The sequence below is a fragment of the Geodermatophilus africanus genome (assembly GCF_900107105.1).
Classification (GTDB): Bacteria; Actinomycetota; Actinomycetes; order Mycobacteriales; family Geodermatophilaceae; genus Geodermatophilus; species Geodermatophilus africanus.
In genome coordinates this window covers 90752-108590 of the sequence record NZ_FNOT01000006.1, presented here as the reverse complement: position 1 = coordinate 108590, position 17839 = coordinate 90752, and the positions used below count along the sequence as shown (strand labels likewise).

15 protein-coding genes are annotated in these 17839 nt (G+C 74.3%); 5 read left to right on the top strand and 10 right to left on the bottom strand.

Annotated features, from left to right (window positions below):
- Positions 1-110: 110 nt before the first annotated feature.
- A complete protein-coding gene (locus BLW63_RS12805; RefSeq protein WP_091156540.1) occupies positions 111-1295 on the top strand; it encodes an ATP-binding protein in 1185 nt (394 codons plus the stop codon).
- Positions 1292-1948, top strand: coding sequence for a response regulator (locus BLW63_RS12800; protein WP_091156536.1), 657 nt, complete (start codon positions 1292-1294; stop codon positions 1946-1948). Before BLW63_RS12805 ends, BLW63_RS12800 begins: the two co-directional genes overlap by 4 nt.
- A gap of 73 nt (positions 1949-2021) precedes the next feature.
- On the opposite strand, the gene BLW63_RS12795 is transcribed toward BLW63_RS12800, so the two are convergent.
- The 4 genes from BLW63_RS12795 to BLW63_RS12780 form a co-directional block, all read right to left on the bottom strand.
- Positions 2022-3434, bottom strand: a complete 1413-nt coding sequence (locus BLW63_RS12795; RefSeq protein WP_244522545.1) for an acetamidase/formamidase family protein — start codon at positions 3432-3434, stop codon at positions 2022-2024.
- Positions 3435-3531: 97 nt separating this feature from the next.
- Complete coding sequence (locus BLW63_RS12790) at positions 3532-4266, bottom strand: PIG-L deacetylase family protein (RefSeq protein ID WP_091156533.1); 735 nt, start codon at positions 4264-4266, stop codon at positions 3532-3534.
- Positions 4263-5192 carry an RNA polymerase sigma factor SigJ gene (gene sigJ / locus BLW63_RS12785; RefSeq protein ID WP_091156529.1) on the bottom strand — a complete coding sequence of 310 codons (930 nt, stop codon included), beginning with the start codon at positions 5190-5192 and terminating at the stop codon, positions 4263-4265. The genes BLW63_RS12790 and sigJ overlap by 4 nt, the downstream gene beginning before the upstream one ends.
- Positions 5189-5743, bottom strand: a complete 555-nt coding sequence (locus BLW63_RS12780) for a carboxymuconolactone decarboxylase family protein (RefSeq protein WP_091156527.1) — start codon at positions 5741-5743, stop codon at positions 5189-5191. Before BLW63_RS12780 ends, sigJ begins: the two co-directional genes overlap by 4 nt.
- Before the next feature lie 172 nt (positions 5744-5915).
- Here BLW63_RS12780 and BLW63_RS12775 point away from each other — a divergent pair, with 172 nt between their 5' ends.
- Positions 5916-6323, top strand: coding sequence for a YybH family protein (locus BLW63_RS12775; RefSeq protein WP_091156524.1), 408 nt, complete (start codon positions 5916-5918; stop codon positions 6321-6323).
- A 69-nt stretch (positions 6324-6392) separates the two neighbouring features.
- Here the strand turns inward: BLW63_RS12775 and BLW63_RS12770 are convergent, their stop codons facing one another.
- On the bottom strand, positions 6393-6665 hold the full coding sequence (locus tag BLW63_RS12770; RefSeq protein ID WP_091156521.1) for a chorismate mutase: 273 nt from the start codon (positions 6663-6665) through the stop codon (positions 6393-6395).
- A 323-nt stretch (positions 6666-6988) separates the two neighbouring features.
- Between BLW63_RS12770 and pcrA the strand changes: the two genes are divergently transcribed.
- Positions 6989-9283: a DNA helicase PcrA gene (gene pcrA / locus BLW63_RS12765; protein ID WP_091156517.1), complete on the top strand. Its 2295-nt coding sequence runs from the start codon at positions 6989-6991 to the stop codon at positions 9281-9283.
- 79 nt (positions 9284-9362) lie between these two features.
- On the opposite strand, the gene BLW63_RS12760 is transcribed toward pcrA, so the two are convergent.
- Positions 9363-10052: an RNA polymerase sigma factor gene (locus BLW63_RS12760; RefSeq protein WP_091156514.1), complete on the bottom strand. Its 690-nt coding sequence runs from the start codon at positions 10050-10052 to the stop codon at positions 9363-9365.
- A 199-nt stretch (positions 10053-10251) separates the two neighbouring features.
- Between BLW63_RS12760 and BLW63_RS12755 the strand changes: the two genes are divergently transcribed.
- Complete coding sequence (locus tag BLW63_RS12755) at positions 10252-11097, top strand: hypothetical protein (protein ID WP_091156510.1); 846 nt, start codon at positions 10252-10254, stop codon at positions 11095-11097.
- Positions 11098-11115: 18 nt separating this feature from the next.
- Here BLW63_RS12755 and BLW63_RS12750 read toward each other — a convergent pair whose 3' ends face one another.
- The 4 genes from BLW63_RS12750 to BLW63_RS12735 all read right to left on the bottom strand — a co-directional run bounded on the left by BLW63_RS12750 (position 11116) and on the right by BLW63_RS12735 (position 17819).
- A complete protein-coding gene (locus BLW63_RS12750) occupies positions 11116-12282 on the bottom strand; it encodes an alpha/beta fold hydrolase (RefSeq protein WP_211517106.1) in 1167 nt (388 codons plus the stop codon).
- Positions 12275-14272: a metallophosphoesterase gene (locus tag BLW63_RS12745; protein ID WP_091156506.1), complete on the bottom strand. Its 1998-nt coding sequence runs from the start codon at positions 14270-14272 to the stop codon at positions 12275-12277. Before BLW63_RS12745 ends, BLW63_RS12750 begins: the two co-directional genes overlap by 8 nt.
- Positions 14269-16671 (bottom strand): GMC oxidoreductase, encoded by a 2403-nt coding sequence (locus BLW63_RS12740; protein ID WP_211517105.1) that lies wholly within the window; start codon positions 16669-16671, stop codon positions 14269-14271. Before BLW63_RS12740 ends, BLW63_RS12745 begins: the two co-directional genes overlap by 4 nt.
- Positions 16672-16994: 323 nt before the next feature.
- On the bottom strand, positions 16995-17819 hold the full coding sequence (locus BLW63_RS12735; protein ID WP_091156503.1) for a M23 family metallopeptidase: 825 nt from the start codon (positions 17817-17819) through the stop codon (positions 16995-16997).
- Between the last annotated feature and the right edge of the window lie 20 nt (positions 17820-17839).

Below are 17839 nucleotides of genomic sequence, written 5' to 3'. Positions count from 1 at the left end.
TCGCGGCGGGGGACGCGGTCCATCAGGGAACGCCCCCATCCGACCCTCGTCCCTCGACCGGGGTGGTTCCTGGTGTCGGGGCGGGCCGCGGCGGTGCGACGATCAGCACCGTGACGACGACCCTGCCCGTGCCCGCGCGGCCGCCGCTGGTGCGCCCGCGCTCGGGCCGGTTGCTGGCCGGCGTCGCCGCGGGGACGGCCGTGCACCTGCGGGCCGACCCGCTCGTCGTCCGCGTCGCCTTCGTCGTGCTCGCGGCGACGGGCATCGGCGTCGTCGCCTACGCGCTGCTGTGGTTCTTCATGCCGGTCGCCGACGCCGACGCCGCCCCGGTCGTGGACGAGGCGACCGTGGAGCCCAGCCGTCGGCAGACGCTGGGCCTGGGGCTGCTCGGCCTCGGCGCGCTGGTGCTGGTGACACAGCTCGGCAGCTGGGGCGGCGGCAGCCTGGTCCTGCCGCTGCTGCTGGTCGGCGTCGGGCTGACCGTCATCTGGCGACAGCTGGACACCGACCGCACCCTGTCCCGCCCCGGCGTCCGCTGGCTGCTCGCCGGCGGGGTGCTCCTCGGCATCGCCGGCGTCGTGCTGCTGCTGGTCACCACCGGGCAGCTCGCCAACGCCCGCAACGGTTTCGCCGCGACCCTGGTCATCCTGGCCGGCGTCGGCCTGGCCACCGCGCCGCTGTGGCGCCGGCTGCTGGCCTCCCGCGAGGCCGAGCGCACCGCTCGCGTGCGCTCCGAGGAGCGGGCCGCCGTCGCCGCCCACCTGCACGACTCGGTGCTGCAGACCCTCGCCCTCATCCAGCGGCACGCCGACGACCCGACCGCGGTCTCCCGGCTGGCGCGCAGCCAGGAGCGCGAGCTGCGCACCTGGCTGTACGAGCCGGCCGCGGCCGCGGGCGGCGGCACCTGGGCGGCGCTGGTCTCCGGGATGGTCGCCGAGGTGGAGGCCGACCATGCGCTGACCGTCGAGTCGGTCGTCGTCGGCGACGCCTCGCTGGACGACGCACTGGCCGCCCTCGGCGCGGCCACCCGCGAGGCGCTGGTCAACGCCGCCAAACACTCGGGTGCCTCCGCCGCCGACCTGTACACCGAGGTGACGCCGCAGCGGGTCGAGGTCTTCGTCCGCGACCGCGGTGCCGGGTTCGACCCGGCCGCGGTGCCCGGCGACCGGCGCGGGCTGCGCGACTCGGTGACCGGCCGGCTGACCCGGCTGGGCGGGACGGCGACGGTGCGCTCGGCGCCGGGGGAGGGGACCGAGGTGGAGCTGTGCCTCCCCAGACAGGAGGCGGCGGCGTGAGCACGCGGGTCTACCTCGTCGACGACCACGCGATGGTGCGCTCCGGCGTGCGGGCCGAGCTCGGCGGCGCGGTGGACGTCGTGGGCGAGGCCGCCGACGTCGACACAGCCGTCGAGGGCATCCGGGCCACCGTGCCCGACGTCGTCCTGCTCGACGTGCACCTGCCCGGTGGCGGCGGGCGGGCGGTGCTGGAGACGCTGCGCACCGAGCTGCCGTCGGTGCGCTGGCTGGCGCTGTCGGTGTCCGACGCCGCCGAGGACGTCATCGCCGTCATCCGCGCCGGCGCGCGGGGGTACGTCACCAAGACGATCTCCGGGCCCGACCTGCGGGACGCCGTCGCCCGCGTCGCCGACGGGGACGTGGTGTTCAGCCCGCGGCTCGCCGGGTTCGTGCTCGACGCCTTCGCCGCGACGACGCCGTCCGCCCCCGTACCCGAGGACCCCGCCACCGACCCCGGCCTGGACCTGCTCAGCGCCCGCGAGCGGGAGGTCATGCAACTGCTGGCCCGCGGCTACACCTACCGAGAGATCGGCTCGCGGCTGTTCATCTCGGTGAAGACGGTCGAGTCGCACGCGTCCAACGTCCTGCGGAAGCTGCAGCTGTCCAACCGCAACGAGCTCACCCGCTGGGCCGCCACGAACAGGTTGTTGTGACACCCCGCGAGATCTGCACACTCGCGCGCATCAGGTGCCGTATGGCGACGAGTGTGCAGATCTGGCGGACGGCTCAGCGGAAGTGGCTCTTCGGGATGACCGCGTGGGCCCCGACGGTCCGGTCGACCACCTGCGAGACGGAGAAGTCCACGGCCGCCGAGAGGTAGGCGTAGGCGGTCACCCGGTCCATGCCGAGGTCGGTCTCCAGAAAGTCCAGCGCGTTGAGCGTCGCCCGTCGGTTGGCGACGTCGAGGTCGATCCCCTGCCCGCCGCGGGAACCGTCGGGGTCCGACAGCCCGATGGGCACCCAGGCGTCCGGCGTCTCACCGAACGGGTAGCGGTAGGCGACCGACGGCGCCTTCCCCGACCCCTTCGGGACCACGGTGAGCCGGAAGGTCAGCCGCAGCGAGCCTTCCAGGGCGGTCAGCGCCACCTCGCCGCTGCCCATGGACATGTGCGGGTCACCAACCGAGAACAGCGCCCCGGGCGCGACGACGGGCACGTAGAACGCGGAGCCGACCGTCAGCAGGTTCACGTCGATGTTGCCGCCGCCCAGGGTGGGCGGGATGGAATTGACCAGCGGGTCGTTCAGCGTGGCGGCGTCACGCACCGTGGCGACCGCCATGAGGCCGGCGAACGGCGAGACAGGCCACGACACCCGCCCGTTCCGACCGACGGGGAGCGTGGCGACCGGCGTTCCGCCGCGGCCGCTGCCGAGCGGGGTGAAGGTCGAGACGTTGCCGTACCTCGTGGGATCGCCGCCGCCGCGTGACCCGTCCGGCCGGGTGGGCCGGTTGTCGGTCGCGACGGGCGGCATGACCTCCTCGGTGGTGAGCTCACCGGCGGGCGTCCGGAAGCCGGAGGACAGCGCGCCCTTGCCGTGCCGGCTCGAGATGACGCCGTAGGGGACCCGCGGCAGCGCGGTCAGCGGCTCGATCTTCAGGACGTCGCCGGGCTCGGCACCCTCGACGTACACGGGCCCGGTGACCACGTGCGGGCCGTCCGCGTCGAAGTCGCGCGGGTGCCGGTCGTACTCGCGGGCCACGGCCACCGCGTCGTCGAGCACCTGCTCGCGCGGCACGCCCTTGCTGCCGAACCAGGCCACCGGGTCGCGGCCCTGATCCTCGAGGACCCCCTCGTGGCTGACCGTGTCGATGGTGACCGTGCTGCCGGAGCGGACCCGCAGGACCGCGGGGTCACCCACGCGCGGCAGGAAGCCCCAGTAGACCTGGTCGGGCAGCGAGGGCAGGTAGTGCTGGCCGTCGATGGGGCCCGTCCCGGGCTGCAGGACCTCCCCGGGCAGCCGCGTCCGGGCGGTCGGGGCCGCGGACGCCGGCGCGGCGGTGGCGACGCCCGCGGCGGTGGCCGCCCCCACGGCGAGCGCGGCGCGGACGAAGGCGCGCCGGCCGAGGCCGCGCTCCAGCAGCTCGGCGGCGGCGACCGGGTCGGGGCGGCCGGTGGGCAGGTGGTGCGGGGTGTGGGTCACGTGCTCTCCCGGTGCTCGGATCGGCAGTCGGGCGAGTTCTACGTGCGCGGTGTTTCCGTTCGGGCGCGGCGTGTTGCGCTTCGGTTTCGGCTGGCTCTCAGGCGGTGTGCACGACGTGGAACGCCTCGCCGAGCCGGCCCTGCGGGAGGCCGAGGCGGCGGCCGTTCTGGCGCATCCAGTCGGTGACGAACTGCTCCAGGTCGTCCATGTGGCCGACCTGGGACACGTGGCTCTTCAGCGCGGCGAACTTCAGCTCGACGACGTCGGTGACGTCGACGACGTGGTCGGTGCGCGGGCTGGCGGTCAGCCACACCTCGGAGACGGTCCAGGCCTCGAGGCCCTCGTCGGCGAGCAGCTCCGAGAAGGCGAAGGGGTTGCGGGCGTCGGGGTAGACGGCGCGCAGCGTCGACTCGCCGACGGTCATGTGGTCGGGGTGGCTGGCCCCGATCCGGTCCCACACCCGCTCGGGGGAGCTGGTGAGCACCCGCTGCGGGCGGACCTGGCGGATCACCCGGCTGATGTCGCGGCGCAGGTCGAGGGTGAGCTCGAGCCGGCCGTCGGGGTAGCCGAGGAAGCGTACGTCGGTGACGCCGACCGCCTTGGCCGCCGCCTCCTGCTCGGCCCGGCGCAGCGGCCCCATCCGGTCGCGGGGGGTGTCGTCCAACCCGCCGGCGTCCCCGTCGGTGACGATCAGGTAGGTGACCTCGGTGCCGTCGGCCGTCCAGGTCGCCACCGTGCCGGCGCTGCCGAAGTCGATGTCGTCGGGGTGGGCGAGCACGCACAGCGCGCGCTCCACGAACTCGGCGGGCCTGCGGGACTGCGGTGAGGTCACCCGCGCGAGCCTATGTCGCCTCCCGTCGCCGTCGTCGGCAGGCCGCCGAGCTTCTCCGGGTTGCGGACGACCAGCACCTGCTCGACGAGCCCGTCGGCCACGACCAGCGACATCGCCAGGAACGGCGCGCCGCGGACCCACGCGACGACGCCGGGGGCGCCGTTGACGTCGGCGACCTCGACGTGCATGTGCGGCATGGACAAGCCCTCGGCAGCGGTCGCCAGCAGGAAGCGCACCACCTTGTCCACGCCCACGATGGGCCGCAGCGCCGCCTTCGCCCGGCCCCCGCCGTCGGTCACGAGGACGACGTCCGGCGCGAGTGCGGTGAGGAGGGCCTCGACGTCCCCGCCGGCGCAGGCGGCGAGGAAGCGCTCGGTGACCACCCGCTGAGCGGACCGGTCGGCGTCGAAGCGCGGCTGCCGGGCCTGCACGTGCTCGCGCGCCCGGTGCGCGGTCTGCCGGACGGCCGCCTCGCCGAGGCCCAGGATCGCGGCCACCTCCGCCGCCGGCAGCCCGAACACCTCCCTGAGGACGAAGACCGCCCGCTCGGTCGGGGACAGCGTCTCGAGGACCACCAGGAGAGCGAGTGAGACCTGCTCCCCCAGCACCGCCGCGTCGTCCGGGTCCGGTGGCGGAGGAGCACCCGCGACGGGGTCCCGACCGGTGAGCAGCGGCTCGGGCAGCCACGGCCCGACGTAACTCTCCCGTCTGCTGCGGGCGGAGTCGAGCCGGTCGAGGGCCAGCCGCGACGTGATCCGCACCAGATAGGCCCGCGGGTCGGCGACGTCGGACCGGTCGGCCGCCGACCAGCGCAGCCAGGCGTCCTGGACGACGTCCTCGGCGTCGGCGACGCTGCCCAGCATCTGGTAGGCGACGGTGAACAGCAGGCGCCGGTGGCGGTCGAAGGGGGTCAGGACGTCGGTCATGCCGTGGCCGGTACGTCGCAGCGGTCCCGGAAGCCCTGGCTCGTCAGCCCGAGCGCGCTGTTGAACCGCGACCGGACGTTCTCCACGGCCACCATCATGGTCAGCTCGACCAGTTGTGCGTCGTCCAGATCGCGACGCAGGTCGGCCACCATCTCGTCGGTGACGGCCACCGGCGTCGCCGTCACGGCCTCGGCGTAGGCCATCACCCGCCGCTCCAGGTCGGTGAAGACGTCGCTGTCCCGCCAGCGCGGCACGGCACGCAGCTTCGCGGGGTCCACCCCCTCCTGGCTGCTGATCCAGTACCCGAAGTCGACGCACCAGGAACAGCCGATGGAGACGGCGGAGGCCATCACGGCGAGGGCCTTCAGCGTCCGGTCCAGTCGGTTCCACCGGGCGAGCGAGGTCTCGAAGCGGACGTCGGTCAGGAGCACGCGCGGGTGGTGCGCCATGGCCGCGAGCGGGTCGGGCACCACGCCGTAGGTCCGGCGCGCGTACCACTCGGCGAGGCGGTACAGCCGGGTGCGGGGCGGGTCGAGCGGGATGCGGGCCATGGTCGTCGTCCTCTCCGTGCGGTGCTCATGGAGACGGGACGGCGACCCCGGACGTGACATGCCGGCCGGGACCGGGTCGGTGGCACCTTCCGCGGGCGGACCCGCGGTCGCATGCTGGCCCTGCCGGTGCCGCCCGGGCTCGACGGCGGCACACCCGAGTGGGGGAGAGGGCATGGACGCCGCACTGTCCCGGGCTCTGGAGCGGGTCGCCGACGGGCTGGCGGCGATGGCGGCCGGAAACCCCGGCCCCTACACGGCCTGCTGGGCCGATTCCGCCGACGTGACCCTGTTCGGCGCCTGGGGTCCGATCGAGAAGGGCCACCACGCCGTCACACGGACCTTCGAGTGGGTCGGCAGCCGGTTCAGCGACGGTGAGCTCGTGCCGCGGTACGAGGTGGTCGAGGTCAGCGGCGACCTCGCCTACACGGTCGGCTCCGAGCACGGCACGGTGCGCGTCGACGGCGGGGATGCCCGGCCCATGACGATCCGGGTCACGCACGTCTATCGGCGGATCGAGGACGACTGGTGGCTGGTGCACCGCCACGCGGACCTCCCGCCGGCCGACCAGCGCCGCAGCTGAGGTGATGGAACGGCCACCCTTCAGGGACCCGCGCCGAGCGTGCGAAGCGTGGGGGGAAGGGTGGTCCTTCTAGAGACGGCCGCGGCCCTGGCGCAGCAGCAGCATGCCGAGCGCGGCGCCGTCCCCGCCCAGCGCGGCCGAGAAGCGGGCGAGCACCTGCTTCTCGCGGGCCAGCGAGAGCCGGGTGCCGCCGGTGGCGCGGCGCAGCTCACCGATCTCCTGCGACACGGCCAGCCGGCGGTGCACCAGCGCGATGATCTCGGCGTCGCACTGGTCGATCTGCCCGCGCAGCTCGGCAATGCGCTCGTCGGCGGTGGGGGTGGTGGGGAGCGTGGCGGTCATCGGGGTCCTCCGGGGCGGGGCGGTGGCCGTCGGACCCCGGGAACGAGAAACGCCCCGGGCTCCTTGGGCCCGGGGCGTCTGTTGCGGCGGTTGCTCAGCCAGCGGTGACGGACACCGGATCCCGGTGGCCGTAGTAAAAGCTGACGGTGGCGAGCAGCACGCCGGGGAGTCTGCCACAGGGCCGGCGCGGGTGGCCAGCACGACCCGGAGGACGGCGGTCCGCGGGCGGGCCGTGTCACCCGACCGAACTACAGTGGTGTGGTCATGAACGCACCCCACGAAAACGCTCCGCTGGCGCTCCACGTTTCCGTGGGGACCCCGGGATGAGCGTCCAGCAGGCCATCCCCGGCACCGCGTCCCTCCAGCGTTCCGCGTCCGGTCAGGTGGGGCGGGAGCTGGACCGCATGCTCGCCGGCCTCAACGGGCCGCAGCGCCAGGCCGTCGTCCACGAGAGCGGCCCGCTGCTCATCGTCGCCGGCGCCGGCTCCGGCAAGACCCGGGTGCTCACCCACCGGATCGCCTACCTGCTCGGCGCCCGCGGCGTGCAGCCGGGCGAGGTCCTGGCGATCACCTTCACCAACAAGGCCGCCGGGGAGATGAAGGAGCGCGTCGCCGCGCTCGTCGGCCCGCGCGCCCGGGCGATGTGGGTGTCGACCTTCCACTCGATGTGCGTGCGCATCCTGCGCGCCGAGGCCGCCAAGCTGGGCCTGAAGTCCTCGTTCACGATCTACGACCAGGGCGACTCGGTCCGGCTCATGACGATGGTCGCCCGCGACCTGGACCTCGACGCCAAGCGCTATCCCGGCCGCAGCCTGGCCGCGCAGGTGTCGAACCTGAAGAACGAGCTCGTCGACGAGGAGAGCTACGTCCCGGGGACGGCGCCGGAGAAGGTGCTCGCCGAGGCCTACACGCTCTACCAGCAGCGGCTGCGCCAGGCGCACGCGCTGGACTTCGACGACCTCATCATGACGACGGTCAACCTGCTGCAGGCGTTCCCGGACGTCGCCGAGCACTACCGGCGCCGCTTCCGGCACGTGCTGGTCGACGAGTACCAGGACACCAACCACGCGCAGTACGTGCTGGTCCGCGAGCTGGTCGGCACGGGTGAGGGGCCGGTGCCGCCGGCCGAGCTGTGCGTGGTCGGGGACGCCGACCAGTCGATCTACGCCTTCCGCGGCGCGACGATCCGCAACATCGACGAGTTCGAGCGCGACTACCCGCAGGCCACGACGATCCTGCTGGAGCAGAACTACCGGTCCACGCAGCGCATCCTCAGGGCGGCCAACCAGGTCATCTCGAAGAACACCGGCCGCCGCGCCAAGAACCTGTGGACCGACGCCGGTGACGGCGAGCTGATCGAGGGCTACGTCGCCGAGAACGAGCACGACGAGGCCGCCTGGGTCGCCGAGCAGATCGATGCGCTGGTCGACGAGGGGGAGGCCAAGCCGAAGGACATCGCGGTCTTCTACCGGACCAACAACGCCTCCCGTGTCTTCGAGGAGGTGTTCATCCGCGTCGGCATGCCCTACAAGGTGGTCGGCGGGGTGCGCTTCTACGAGCGCAAGGAGGTCCGCGACGCGCTGGCCTACCTCAAGCTGGTCGCCAACCCGGCCGACGTCGTCAGCCTGCGCCGCATCATCAACGTGCCCAAGCGCGGCATCGGTGAGAAGGCCGAGTCCTGCATCGAGTCCTTCGCCGACCGGGAGCGGATCGCGTTCGGCTCGGCGCTGCGCCGGTGCCCGGAGGTGCACAGCCTCGCACCGCGGTCGCTCAAGGCGGTCCAGGAGTTCGTCGCGCTGCTCGAGGAGTTCGAGCAGCTGGCCGAGACCGGCTCCGGGCCGGCCGCGCTGCTGGAGAGCATCCTCGACCGCACCGGCTACCTCGCCGAGCTGCAGGCCAGCACCGACCCGCAGGACGAGGGCCGCGTCGACAACCTCAACGAGCTCATCTCGGTGGCCGCGGAGTTCGAGGCGGCGAACCCGGGCGGCTCGGTGACCGACTTCCTCGAGCAGGTCTCGCTGGTAGCCGACGCCGACCAGATCCCCGTCGCCGGGGACGAGGCCGGGGTCGTCACGATGATGACCCTGCACACGGCCAAGGGCCTGGAATTCCCGGTCGTCTTCCTGACCGGCATGGAGGACGGCGTCTTCCCGCACCTGCGCGCGCTCGGGGACCCGCGCGAGCTGGAGGAGGAGCGCCGGCTGGCCTACGTCGGCATCACGCGGGCGCAGCAGCGGCTGTTCATCTCCCGCGCCACGGTTCGCACGAGCTGGGGGCAGCCGGCCTACAACCCGCCGTCCCGCTTCCTCGACGAGCTGCCGCCGGACACCGTGCGGTGGGCCGGCAAGGAGCCGACGCCGGCGCCGAGCACCGGCTACCGGTCGGCGCAGCAGCGGGTGGCGGCCACCGGGCTGTCCACCGGCGGGCTGCGCGGCGGTGCGGGGAACCGGGCGGTGATCTCGGTCGACGTCGGGGACCGGGTCAGCCACGACGCCTTCGGGCTGGGCACCGTCGTCGAGGTCAACGGCGTCGGGGACAAGGCCCAGGCGACGGTCGACTTCGGCTCGGGCGGCACGAAGCGCCTGGTGCTGCGCTACGCGCCCCTGGTCAAGCTGTAGGGCCCGACCGGGCCGCGGCCACCCGCCGGTGGAGCCGCGCCGGCAGAGACCGCGCACCCGGCCGAGGAGGCCCCAGCCGTCACGCCGCGCACGTGCGCCGCGCGTGCTCGCGGGATCCGTTGCCGAGGTACTCGCTGACGGCCGGCGTCGCACCGAGCCGGGCCAGGCTGCGGGCCCGGGTCGGGCCGATGCTGCCGATCGGCATGTCGAGCATCGCGCTGATCTCCCGGTAGCTGGGCGGCGGGTCCGTCGCGAGGAGGAGCAGCAGGTCGCGTTGCGCCGGGGGCAGGTCGGTGAGCCCGACCCGCACGGCCCGGACCTGCTCGGCGTGCAGCAGGTCGGCGTCGACGTCGGGGTGGTCGTTCGTGAGCGGGGGCACCCAGTCGTCGAGCGGGTCGACCGGAAGCACCCGGCGGTTGCCGCGGGTCGTCCGCGCGCACTCGTGGCGGACCGTCGTGGCGATCCAGCCGGGCAGCGCCTCCGGGACCCGGAGCCGATCGATGTGCTCGACGAGACGCAACCAGACCACCTGGCCGACGTCCTCGGCATCGCGGTCGCCGAGCCGGTACCCGCGGGTGATCGCGCGCACCAGGGGGGTGAAGAGCTCGACGAGCCGGCTCCAGGCCGCCTCGTCGCCCTCCCTGGCGGCGGTGACGAGCGCCGCCAGGTCGGGCTCCCCGCCTGCCGGCGGGGGCAGGACGTCCGGCTCCGCCGCGGGGGCGGGGTCGTGCGGCTGCGGAAGTCCGAGGCCGCGTTCGTGATCGGACATGTCGGTCCTTCGCTGCCGTCCGCGTGTGGTGGGACCACCGTCCGGTCGACCGGCACGGCACGTCCAAGCCCATGTGGCGCGGAGGGCGCAGCCGCCACCGTCGGGGTGGGCGGGCACGTCCACGGGTGCGGTCCTGACACCTCCAGCGCTGGAGGTCCTACGCTGGGGGTCGAGCGTCCGTCGTGTCCGGGAGGCGCCGATGCCCGTGGCCGACAGGCCCGTGGACGACCTGGCGCCCGTGCTGACCAACGTCGCCGCGGACGCCCGGCCGGGAACGCGCGCGAAGATCGCGAACAGCCCGGAGACCCGCGCGTTCCTCGAGCTCGGGCTGCACCTGCTGCGCGACGACCTGCTCGACCACCGGGGCCCTGACCTGCTCGACGACCACGACGCCGGCACCCGCCTGTTCACGGGGCTGTCCCAGGCGCGGCTCGTCGAACGCGCCGAGCAGGAGGACGCCCACCGGGACCACCCCAGGATGCTCACCGTCGGGATGTTCCGGGACCGATGGCGGTACAAGAGCCGCTACACCGAGGACCTCATCGCGTACCTGCTGCGGCCGGCGCTGCTGGAGCAGGCCGTCCGGGACGTGGCCGAGGCCGCCCGGGAGATCCCCGAGGACGCCTCCTTCGGCGAGTTCGTCCGCCGGCTCGTCGACCGCGCGATGGCTCTGACGACCGGGGACCCGCTGTGGAGCCTGCAGACGGTCGTCTGGGTCGCCCTGCCGAACCACCCACGAGTGCAGGGCTTCCTCACGGCACGGTACGAGCACTGGATCACGCACTGGGCAGGGCTCTACCAGCTCCTCGCGGACCGCTACGGCCTCCGGTTGCGCCCCGGGTACGCCTGGTCCGACGTCGCCGAGGTCTTCGACGCCGTCGCGGAGGGTGCCCGGCTGCGCGCCCGGGCGATGGGGTCGCCGGCGCAGCTCTCGACCGGGGACGACGTCCTGACCGGGACGATCCTCGCGCTGCTGCCAGGCTTCTTCACGAACCCGGAGGTCTGCGCCGTACCGCCCGGTCCGCAGCGGCCCGGGGACGGCTGAGTCCCCGGGCGCGGGGCGTCAGCCGGCAGGGGTCATCGCCGGTGCCACCTGTCCGGTCCCGGCGGGTGACGGCTGCACCGCGCTCGCGGTGGCCGTGCGGTGCCGGTCGAGGAAGTCGACGAACGTGGGGAAGACCTCCTCCGCGACGTGCGCCCCCATGAACGGGTCCTGGTGGCCGTAGCCGGGCAGCACGGCGAGCTCGTGCCGGCCGGGTGCCCGGCGCTCGAGCTCCTGGTGGCAGACGATGTTCGAGTCGGTGAACACCCGGTTCCGGTCACCGGTGACCAGCAGCACCGGGGTCCGGATGTCGGCCGCGCGGGCGAGGTAGTCGTCGGGGAGCCGGTCGTGGGTCGGGTCGTCCGGGTGCATCTTCACCGCCCGGCCGGCGCGGACCATACGGAGGACGTGCCGGTAGTAGTTCATGCTCGTCGCCCCGTAGAGGTCGCCGCCGCGCCGGTGCGTGACCTCGGCGAGCTTCTCGTGGCTGTACAGCGCCGGCCAGCCGGTGCCCCACATGAGGCTGAGCATGTGGCAGTCGGGCTCGTCGCACTCGCCGTGGAACCGCGAGACGACCTTGGAGAACAGCTTGCCCCTGGACAGGCCCGGGTCCTCGTTCCACCGCGGGTTCAGATAGGGCAGGCCCAGGACGGTCTCGACCAGGAACGGCGCGACACCGAGCTTGACCCGCGACCAGCCGGGCACCCGCGGGGTCAGCGCGACGCTGTTGGCGATCACGCTGGCGATCCCGTCGACCGCGCCGCCGAAGAGGCTCATCATGAACGACACCGAGCCGAGGCAGTGGCAGATGACGTGGATCGGTCGGCCGCCGTTCTCCCGCCGCACCAGCTCGACCGCCGGCGGGAAGTCGAACAGCGCGACGTCGTCCATCGTGTAGCGGTGCTTGAAGAGGTTGTAGGAGTACCGGTTGCTCATCCGGAAGTCGAGGCACCACACGTCCCGGTAGCCGGAGTCGAGCAGGTGGGTCACCAGGTTCCGGTGCTCCGGCATGATGAACATGTCGCTCGACGTCGTCAGGCCGTGGATGACCAGCACCGATTCGCCGGCGTCGGTGCCACGGCTGAAGCGCAGCATGCTGAGCCCCAGCCCGTCTTCGGTCGAGAAGGAGTAGGGCCGGACCTCGGCGTCCTGGACCCCCTCCAGCGTGTAGAGCGGGATGCTACGCACGGACGGTTCCCTTCTCTGTGGTCGAGCGGTCCTGCTGTTCGGGTGGCCGGGGCGCAGCGGTGCTGCCCGGGACGGGAACCCGGGCCGCTGCCGCCGCCGTCGTGGGGTCGATCTCGATGGGGTCCTCCAGCAGGCGGGGGACCGGCAGGGCCCGGGCCGGGACCGGTCGCCTGCTCGTCGCCTCCGGGTGCGTCCGCGGGTCGGGGTCGACCGCCCAGTCGTGGCAGACCTCGTCCACGACCAGGGGGAAGAGCGTGAGCCGGCCGGTCGGGTCGATGCGCATCCGCAGGAAGCCCTTGTTGTCCTCCACGGACTGACCGGACATCTGCCAGCCGAACACCTGGCCCGAGCGGGCGAGGAGCACGTACCCGGCGAAGGCCTCGCTGCCCAGCACCCAGCCGACCGCCGCGGCCCACGCGGACCCCGCGGCCACGACGACCCAACCCGGCCACGTCTCCCCGGTGACGGCGACCGCCGCGACGAACGCCGCACCGGCGACGACGACCTGGAGCAGCACGCCGGCGACGGCCGTCGACGGGGGACGCCAGGTGCTGCCGCGCACCGATCGCAGCACCCACGGCGCGAGGAGTGCGAGGGCGACGGCGACTCCCACCTGGCTGCCCAGCCGCAGCGCGTCCCCGACGGTGGCCTCCCGCACCGCGGAGACGGGGTCGCGGCCGCTGACGAGCCCGAGCAGCGCGCCGAGGGTCAGGAACAGCGCGAGGTGCACCCCGGCCGCGATCGTGCCGAACCCCGGGTTGCGCCGCGGCAGCCAGTAGCGGGACCACGGGGCGGCCAGCCGGCGCGCCCAGCGGGCCGACGTCCGGCGGTCGGGATAGCAGACCTCCGCGCGCGCGAACCGCAGCGGCGGGGCGTCCTTCTCCCGCATCTTCGCCGTCGTCGGCGGCAGCTGGAGCAGCTCGGGCACCCGGTGGCTCGCCGAGAGGTACGCGCCGCCGAGGCCGCAGACGACCATCTGCCGGCGCCGGGGGTCGGGGCGCAGGGACGGTTCGGCGTCCGCCTCCTGGGCGGGGCTGTCCCCGGGGTCGGCCGGGTCACCCGGCAGCCACTCGGCGAACCGCGCGTAGTGGTGGCTGTCGCCGGTGATCCACAGCCGCACGGCGGCGCCGGTGGACACGCGGCCGCCGGAGCCGTCCGGCCGCTCGCGGATGTAGTGGCGGTCGAACCAGTGCAGCGAGTTGAAGGCGTCAGGGTCCTCGTCCGCCGTGTGCACCCAGGTCGGGGTGGCCGCGCAGAGGATCACGCTGTCACCCGGCTGCAGGTGCGCCGAGACGTGCTGCTCGAAGTACTGGAGCTGGGGTTCGTCGAGGTCGTTGCTGAACTGGCTGTCCAGCCCCAGCAGCCACCACCGGTGCGGCAGCTGGACGGCGAAGTAGCTGCGCTTCTGCTCGGTGCGCCACCCCCCGATCGGCCGCTCCTGGGTGAAGAAGCGCAGGAACGAGGTGAGCCCGTCGTACCAGTCGTGGTTGCCCGGCAGGACGACCATCAACGGCCGGTCCCGCTCGGCGACGCGGTCGCGGGGGAACGCGGCGGCGTAGGGCCCCTTCATGCGGTTCTCGTACTCGCGCGCCGACGCGGTGGGGTACACCTCGTCGCCGCCGAGCACGAGCAGGGAGCCACGGGGGAGCACCTCCGTCCCGTCCCTGCCCTCCGGTCGGAGCTGGTCGGCGGCGAGCAGCGAGGCGACGGTGTAGGTCGCGTCGAAGCCGTCGCCGAGGTCGGCGACGAAGTCCACCCACACGTCGCCGCCGGCGTCGCCGTCCCGGGCGGTGGGGGCCACGCGCAGGAGCTTCGGGACGGCGAGGCCGGCCTGCACCTCGCGCTTGTCGGCGTAGCTGGCGAACACCGACGACAGCACGACCTTGACGCCGGCCCGCCAGAGCTCGGCGGGCGACAGCCAGCGGACCGCGTCCTCCGGCCGGAACCCGAGCTCCTCCTCGTGCTGGCTGCGCAGCTCACCGACCCTCACGTCGTCACCACCTCGAGACGGCGGCCGTAGACCTGCCACAGCTGGCCGAGGAACAGCCGGCCGAAGGACGCCAGGGCCTCCGCCCCGTGCGGTCCCGTCGTCCGGAAGGTCGTCAGCTGCTGGGCGAAATCGGCCGGATGGATGGTGACGACCCCGGCGCCGACCACGGGTGCCGTGGCGTCGTCGGCGGGCTCGACGTGGCCGCGGAGGACCCGCAGGTACAGCGTCGAGGTGTCCCGCCAGACGTCGAGACCGGGGTCGTCGTGCACGTCCTTGTGCCCGACGAGGGTCAGCGGGTCGCCGCCGCCGTCGGTCATGTGCAACCGGTAGAGCATCCTGCGCCGGGACGGGTCGTCGTCGCGGGTGAACAGGTTGAACCACCCCCGCACCACCGGCAGCCGGCCACCGAGGACGTCGCTGTCGACGGAGCCGGTCGCCGTGGCCTGGTGGGCCGGGTCGGCGACGAAGCGGTCGACGTCGTCGGCGGTGATGGTCAGGCGGAACTCGAGGCGCTGGCCGAGCCGTCGGCCCTGCGCGGCCCCCGACCCGGGGTCGGTCGCGCCGAGGGCGACGAAGCCCTTCATCTCCTCGGTGAAGGACAGGCTGGTCGCGCCGGGGGACGGTGGACCGGCCGGCCGGTCGGTGCTGTCCGGGGACGGCGACGGGCTCCTCCGCGCGGCGGCGGTCCCCCGGCCGGACAGGATGCGGTCGCAGGCGCGGTCGGCGAGCGCGGCGATCGTCAACGACGGGTTGGCCCCCACGGGTCCGGGCAGCAGCGCACCGTCGAGGACGTGCAGCCCCGGGTGGCCGAACACCTCGCCGTGGGAGTCGCAGACGCCCTCCCGCGCGGAACGGCCCATGGGCGCTCCGCCGAGCGGGTGCACGGTGACGACCCGGCGGGTCCACCACAGCGGGTTGTCGCGGAAGTCGGCGTCGAGGTCGTCGGCGATCGCCCGCATGGTGCCGCGGACCCGCTCGAAGTAGTCCCGGGAGGTGGCGGTCGTCCAGTCGACGGCGAGGTGCCCGCGCCGCAGCCGCAGCACGCCGTCCGGGACGTCGCGGCCCATGCCGAGCAGGGGCAGGGAGCCGTCGGAGAGCCGGCCGGGGCCGATCAGCGCGCTCACGTCGGCGGAGATGCCGCTCCGCGGTGAGCCGTGCAGCCGCGCCCGGGCACGGGCGAGGGCGAAGCGGGCGAGCCGGCGGGCTCTGCCGGGCAGCTGGCTGGACTCGACCAGCCAGTCGGCGAACGCGGGGTAGCCGGCGTCCTCGACGTAGAAGCCGCGTCCGGTGGCGCCGTCCCCGTCGAGCGCGTCGCCGACCCGGATCGCGGTGGTGATGACCGGACCGCGGCTGGCCTCGATCCGCCGGTGGCCGTCGGGCGCGGCCGGGTCCGAGGCGCCGACCAGGAAGGTCAGCAGGTCACCGTTGCCGGAGAACCGCGCGCCCAGGGCCCCGCTGAGGCCGGGGAAGGCGGCCCGGTTGCGCAGCAGCAGGAAGGTGGAGCCGAGCGTGCCGGCCGCCAGCACCAGCCGGTCGCAGGTGACCCGGTGGACGGGGAGCGCGCCGGTCCGCGTCCGCCGTCCCTCGTCGGCCTCCTCATGGACGACGTAGCCGACCTCGTAGCCGCCGCCGGGCAGCGGGACGAGGTCGCGGACCTCGCAGCGGGTCCGGATCTCGGCGCCGTGGTGCACGGCCGCGGAGAGGTAGGTGTGGTCGAGGGTGTTCTTCGCGCCCTCGTTGCAGCCGACGTCGCACTCGCCGATCAGCCGGCAGGTGCGGCGGGGAAGCCCGTGCAGGTTGCCGTGCGCCGGCTCGGGGATCGGCGCGCCGGGGACCGGCCGCCCGCCGGGTTCGGCGGCGAAGGTCACCGCCAGCGGGGGCAGCTGCGGGCGCAGCCCGAGACGCTCCGCGCTGTCCCACAGCGCCCGCGTCCTCGGGGTGTCGGGATACGGGTACGGCGTGGCGCCGAGCATCCGCTCCACCCGGTCGTAGTGCGGGTCGAGGTCCGCCCGGCTCACCGGCCAGTGCTCGTGGCCCCCGCCGGGCAGCGGCGACTCGCGCACGAACCACTTCTCGTCCTTGCGGAGCAGGACGTTGGCGTAGATGAGCGACCCACCGCCGAGACCGCTGGCCACCACGGCTTCCAGACCGCGGAAGGTCCACACGTCGAACAGCCCGTGCAGGCCGCGGCCGGGGTCCCAGAAGGCGCGCCCCATGGCGGCGGGCGTCCGCGGGAAGCTGCCCGGGGGGTACGCCTTCCCGCGCTCGAGGACGAGCACGCCGGAGCCGGCCTCGGCCGCGCGGTACGCCGCGACGGAACCGCCGAACCCCGAACCGACGACGACGGTCTCGACGTGCTCGGGGCGGCCGTGGGGTCGGGGGTCTCGTCGTCCGATCACGGCTCCTCCACGACGTCCCGGTCCGGCTCGGGACGGCGGCCGACCGCCGCCCGGGGGTGGGGTCGGGAGGCGGTCGGCCCCCTCGACCCGGACCAGAGCCTCCTCGTCCTCGGCGCGGGACCGGCAGCGCAGGAACCCCCGTCGGACGGACGCCGCGGGTCGGGACGGTGGGGCACGGGCCGACCTCCCTCCGTTCACGCCGGTGCGGCGTGCACACAGGGACGGAGGGGCGGGACGGCCCGCTGATACCGCCGGCGTCCCGCAGTTCGCCGGGACGCGGCCCCGGAGGGCCGGTCGGCGGGGGTCGGCCGGGAGCCGACGGGTCAGACGGTGACGCCGTGCTCGGCGAGCCACTCCTGCGGGTCGATCGGGCGGCCGCTCATGCCGCCGCGGTGGATCTGGTAGTGCAGGTGCGGGCCGGTGGACTGGCCCTCGTTGCCGATCTTGGCGATCTGGTCACCCGCGTGCAGGAGGTCGCCGGCCTCGACGTCGTAGTAGCGCATGTGGCCGTAGACGTGGACGTTGCCGTCGGGGTCCTGGATGTAGACCGCGTTGCCGTACCCGGAGGCGCGGCCGGCGCGGAGGACGACGCCGTCGGTGGCCGAGTGGATCGGCGTGCCGAGCGGGCCGGCGAGGTCGAGCCCGTAGTGCATGGTGCCCCAGCGCATGCAGAAGCAGGTGGTGAGCCGGCCCTGCGCGGGCAGCACCGTCTCGGGCTCCCGGGCGGCGCGGGAGGCGGCCAGCTCGCCGAGCCGGGCCTGCGCCTCGGCCTCGGTGATGCCCCGGCGCACGCCGGCGTCCTCCAGGTCGCCGCTGAACCCGGTGTCGGAGGCGACGCCCAGGCCGTAGTCGGCGGCGCTCCCCGACAACCCGGCCGTGTCGCCGCCCAGGGTGCTCGGCAGGGCGGCGACGACGGCGCCCGCGACGAGCGCGGCCAGCCACACGGGGCCGCGCCGGCCCGGCGGGCGGGGTACGGCGCGACGCCGGACCGGGGCGGGTCGCTCGCCGGCGTCGGGGGTCTCCGCGGCCGGCGTCCCCGGGGTCTCGCCGACCACCTCGGCGGGAGCGGGGACGGCGGCGATGGCGCCGGTGGCGGCCTCGTCGGTGCGCGGACGCTCCAGCAGCGCGGGGCCGGTCGAGCGGGTCACGGGGCACCTTCTTCGGGAGC

Excerpts from the sequence above, each read along its gene's own strand:
- sigJ (WP_091156529.1), bottom strand. The coding sequence starts at position 5,192 with ATGACCGACGTCCTGACCCCCTTCGACCGCCACCGGCGCCTGCTGTTC.
- BLW63_RS12780 (WP_091156527.1), bottom strand. The coding sequence starts at position 5,743 with ATGGCCCGCATCCCGCTCGACCCGCCCCGCACCCGGCTGTACCGCCTC.
- BLW63_RS12775 (WP_091156524.1), top strand. The coding sequence starts at position 5,916 with ATGGACGCCGCACTGTCCCGGGCTCTGGAGCGGGTCGCCGACGGGCTG.
- BLW63_RS12770 (WP_091156521.1), bottom strand. The coding sequence starts at position 6,665 with ATGACCGCCACGCTCCCCACCACCCCCACCGCCGACGAGCGCATTGCC.
- pcrA (WP_091156517.1), top strand. The coding sequence starts at position 6,989 with ATGAGCGTCCAGCAGGCCATCCCCGGCACCGCGTCCCTCCAGCGTTCC.
- BLW63_RS12760 (WP_091156514.1), bottom strand. The coding sequence starts at position 10,052 with ATGTCCGATCACGAACGCGGCCTCGGACTTCCGCAGCCGCACGACCCC.
- BLW63_RS12755 (WP_091156510.1), top strand. The coding sequence starts at position 10,252 with ATGCCCGTGGCCGACAGGCCCGTGGACGACCTGGCGCCCGTGCTGACC.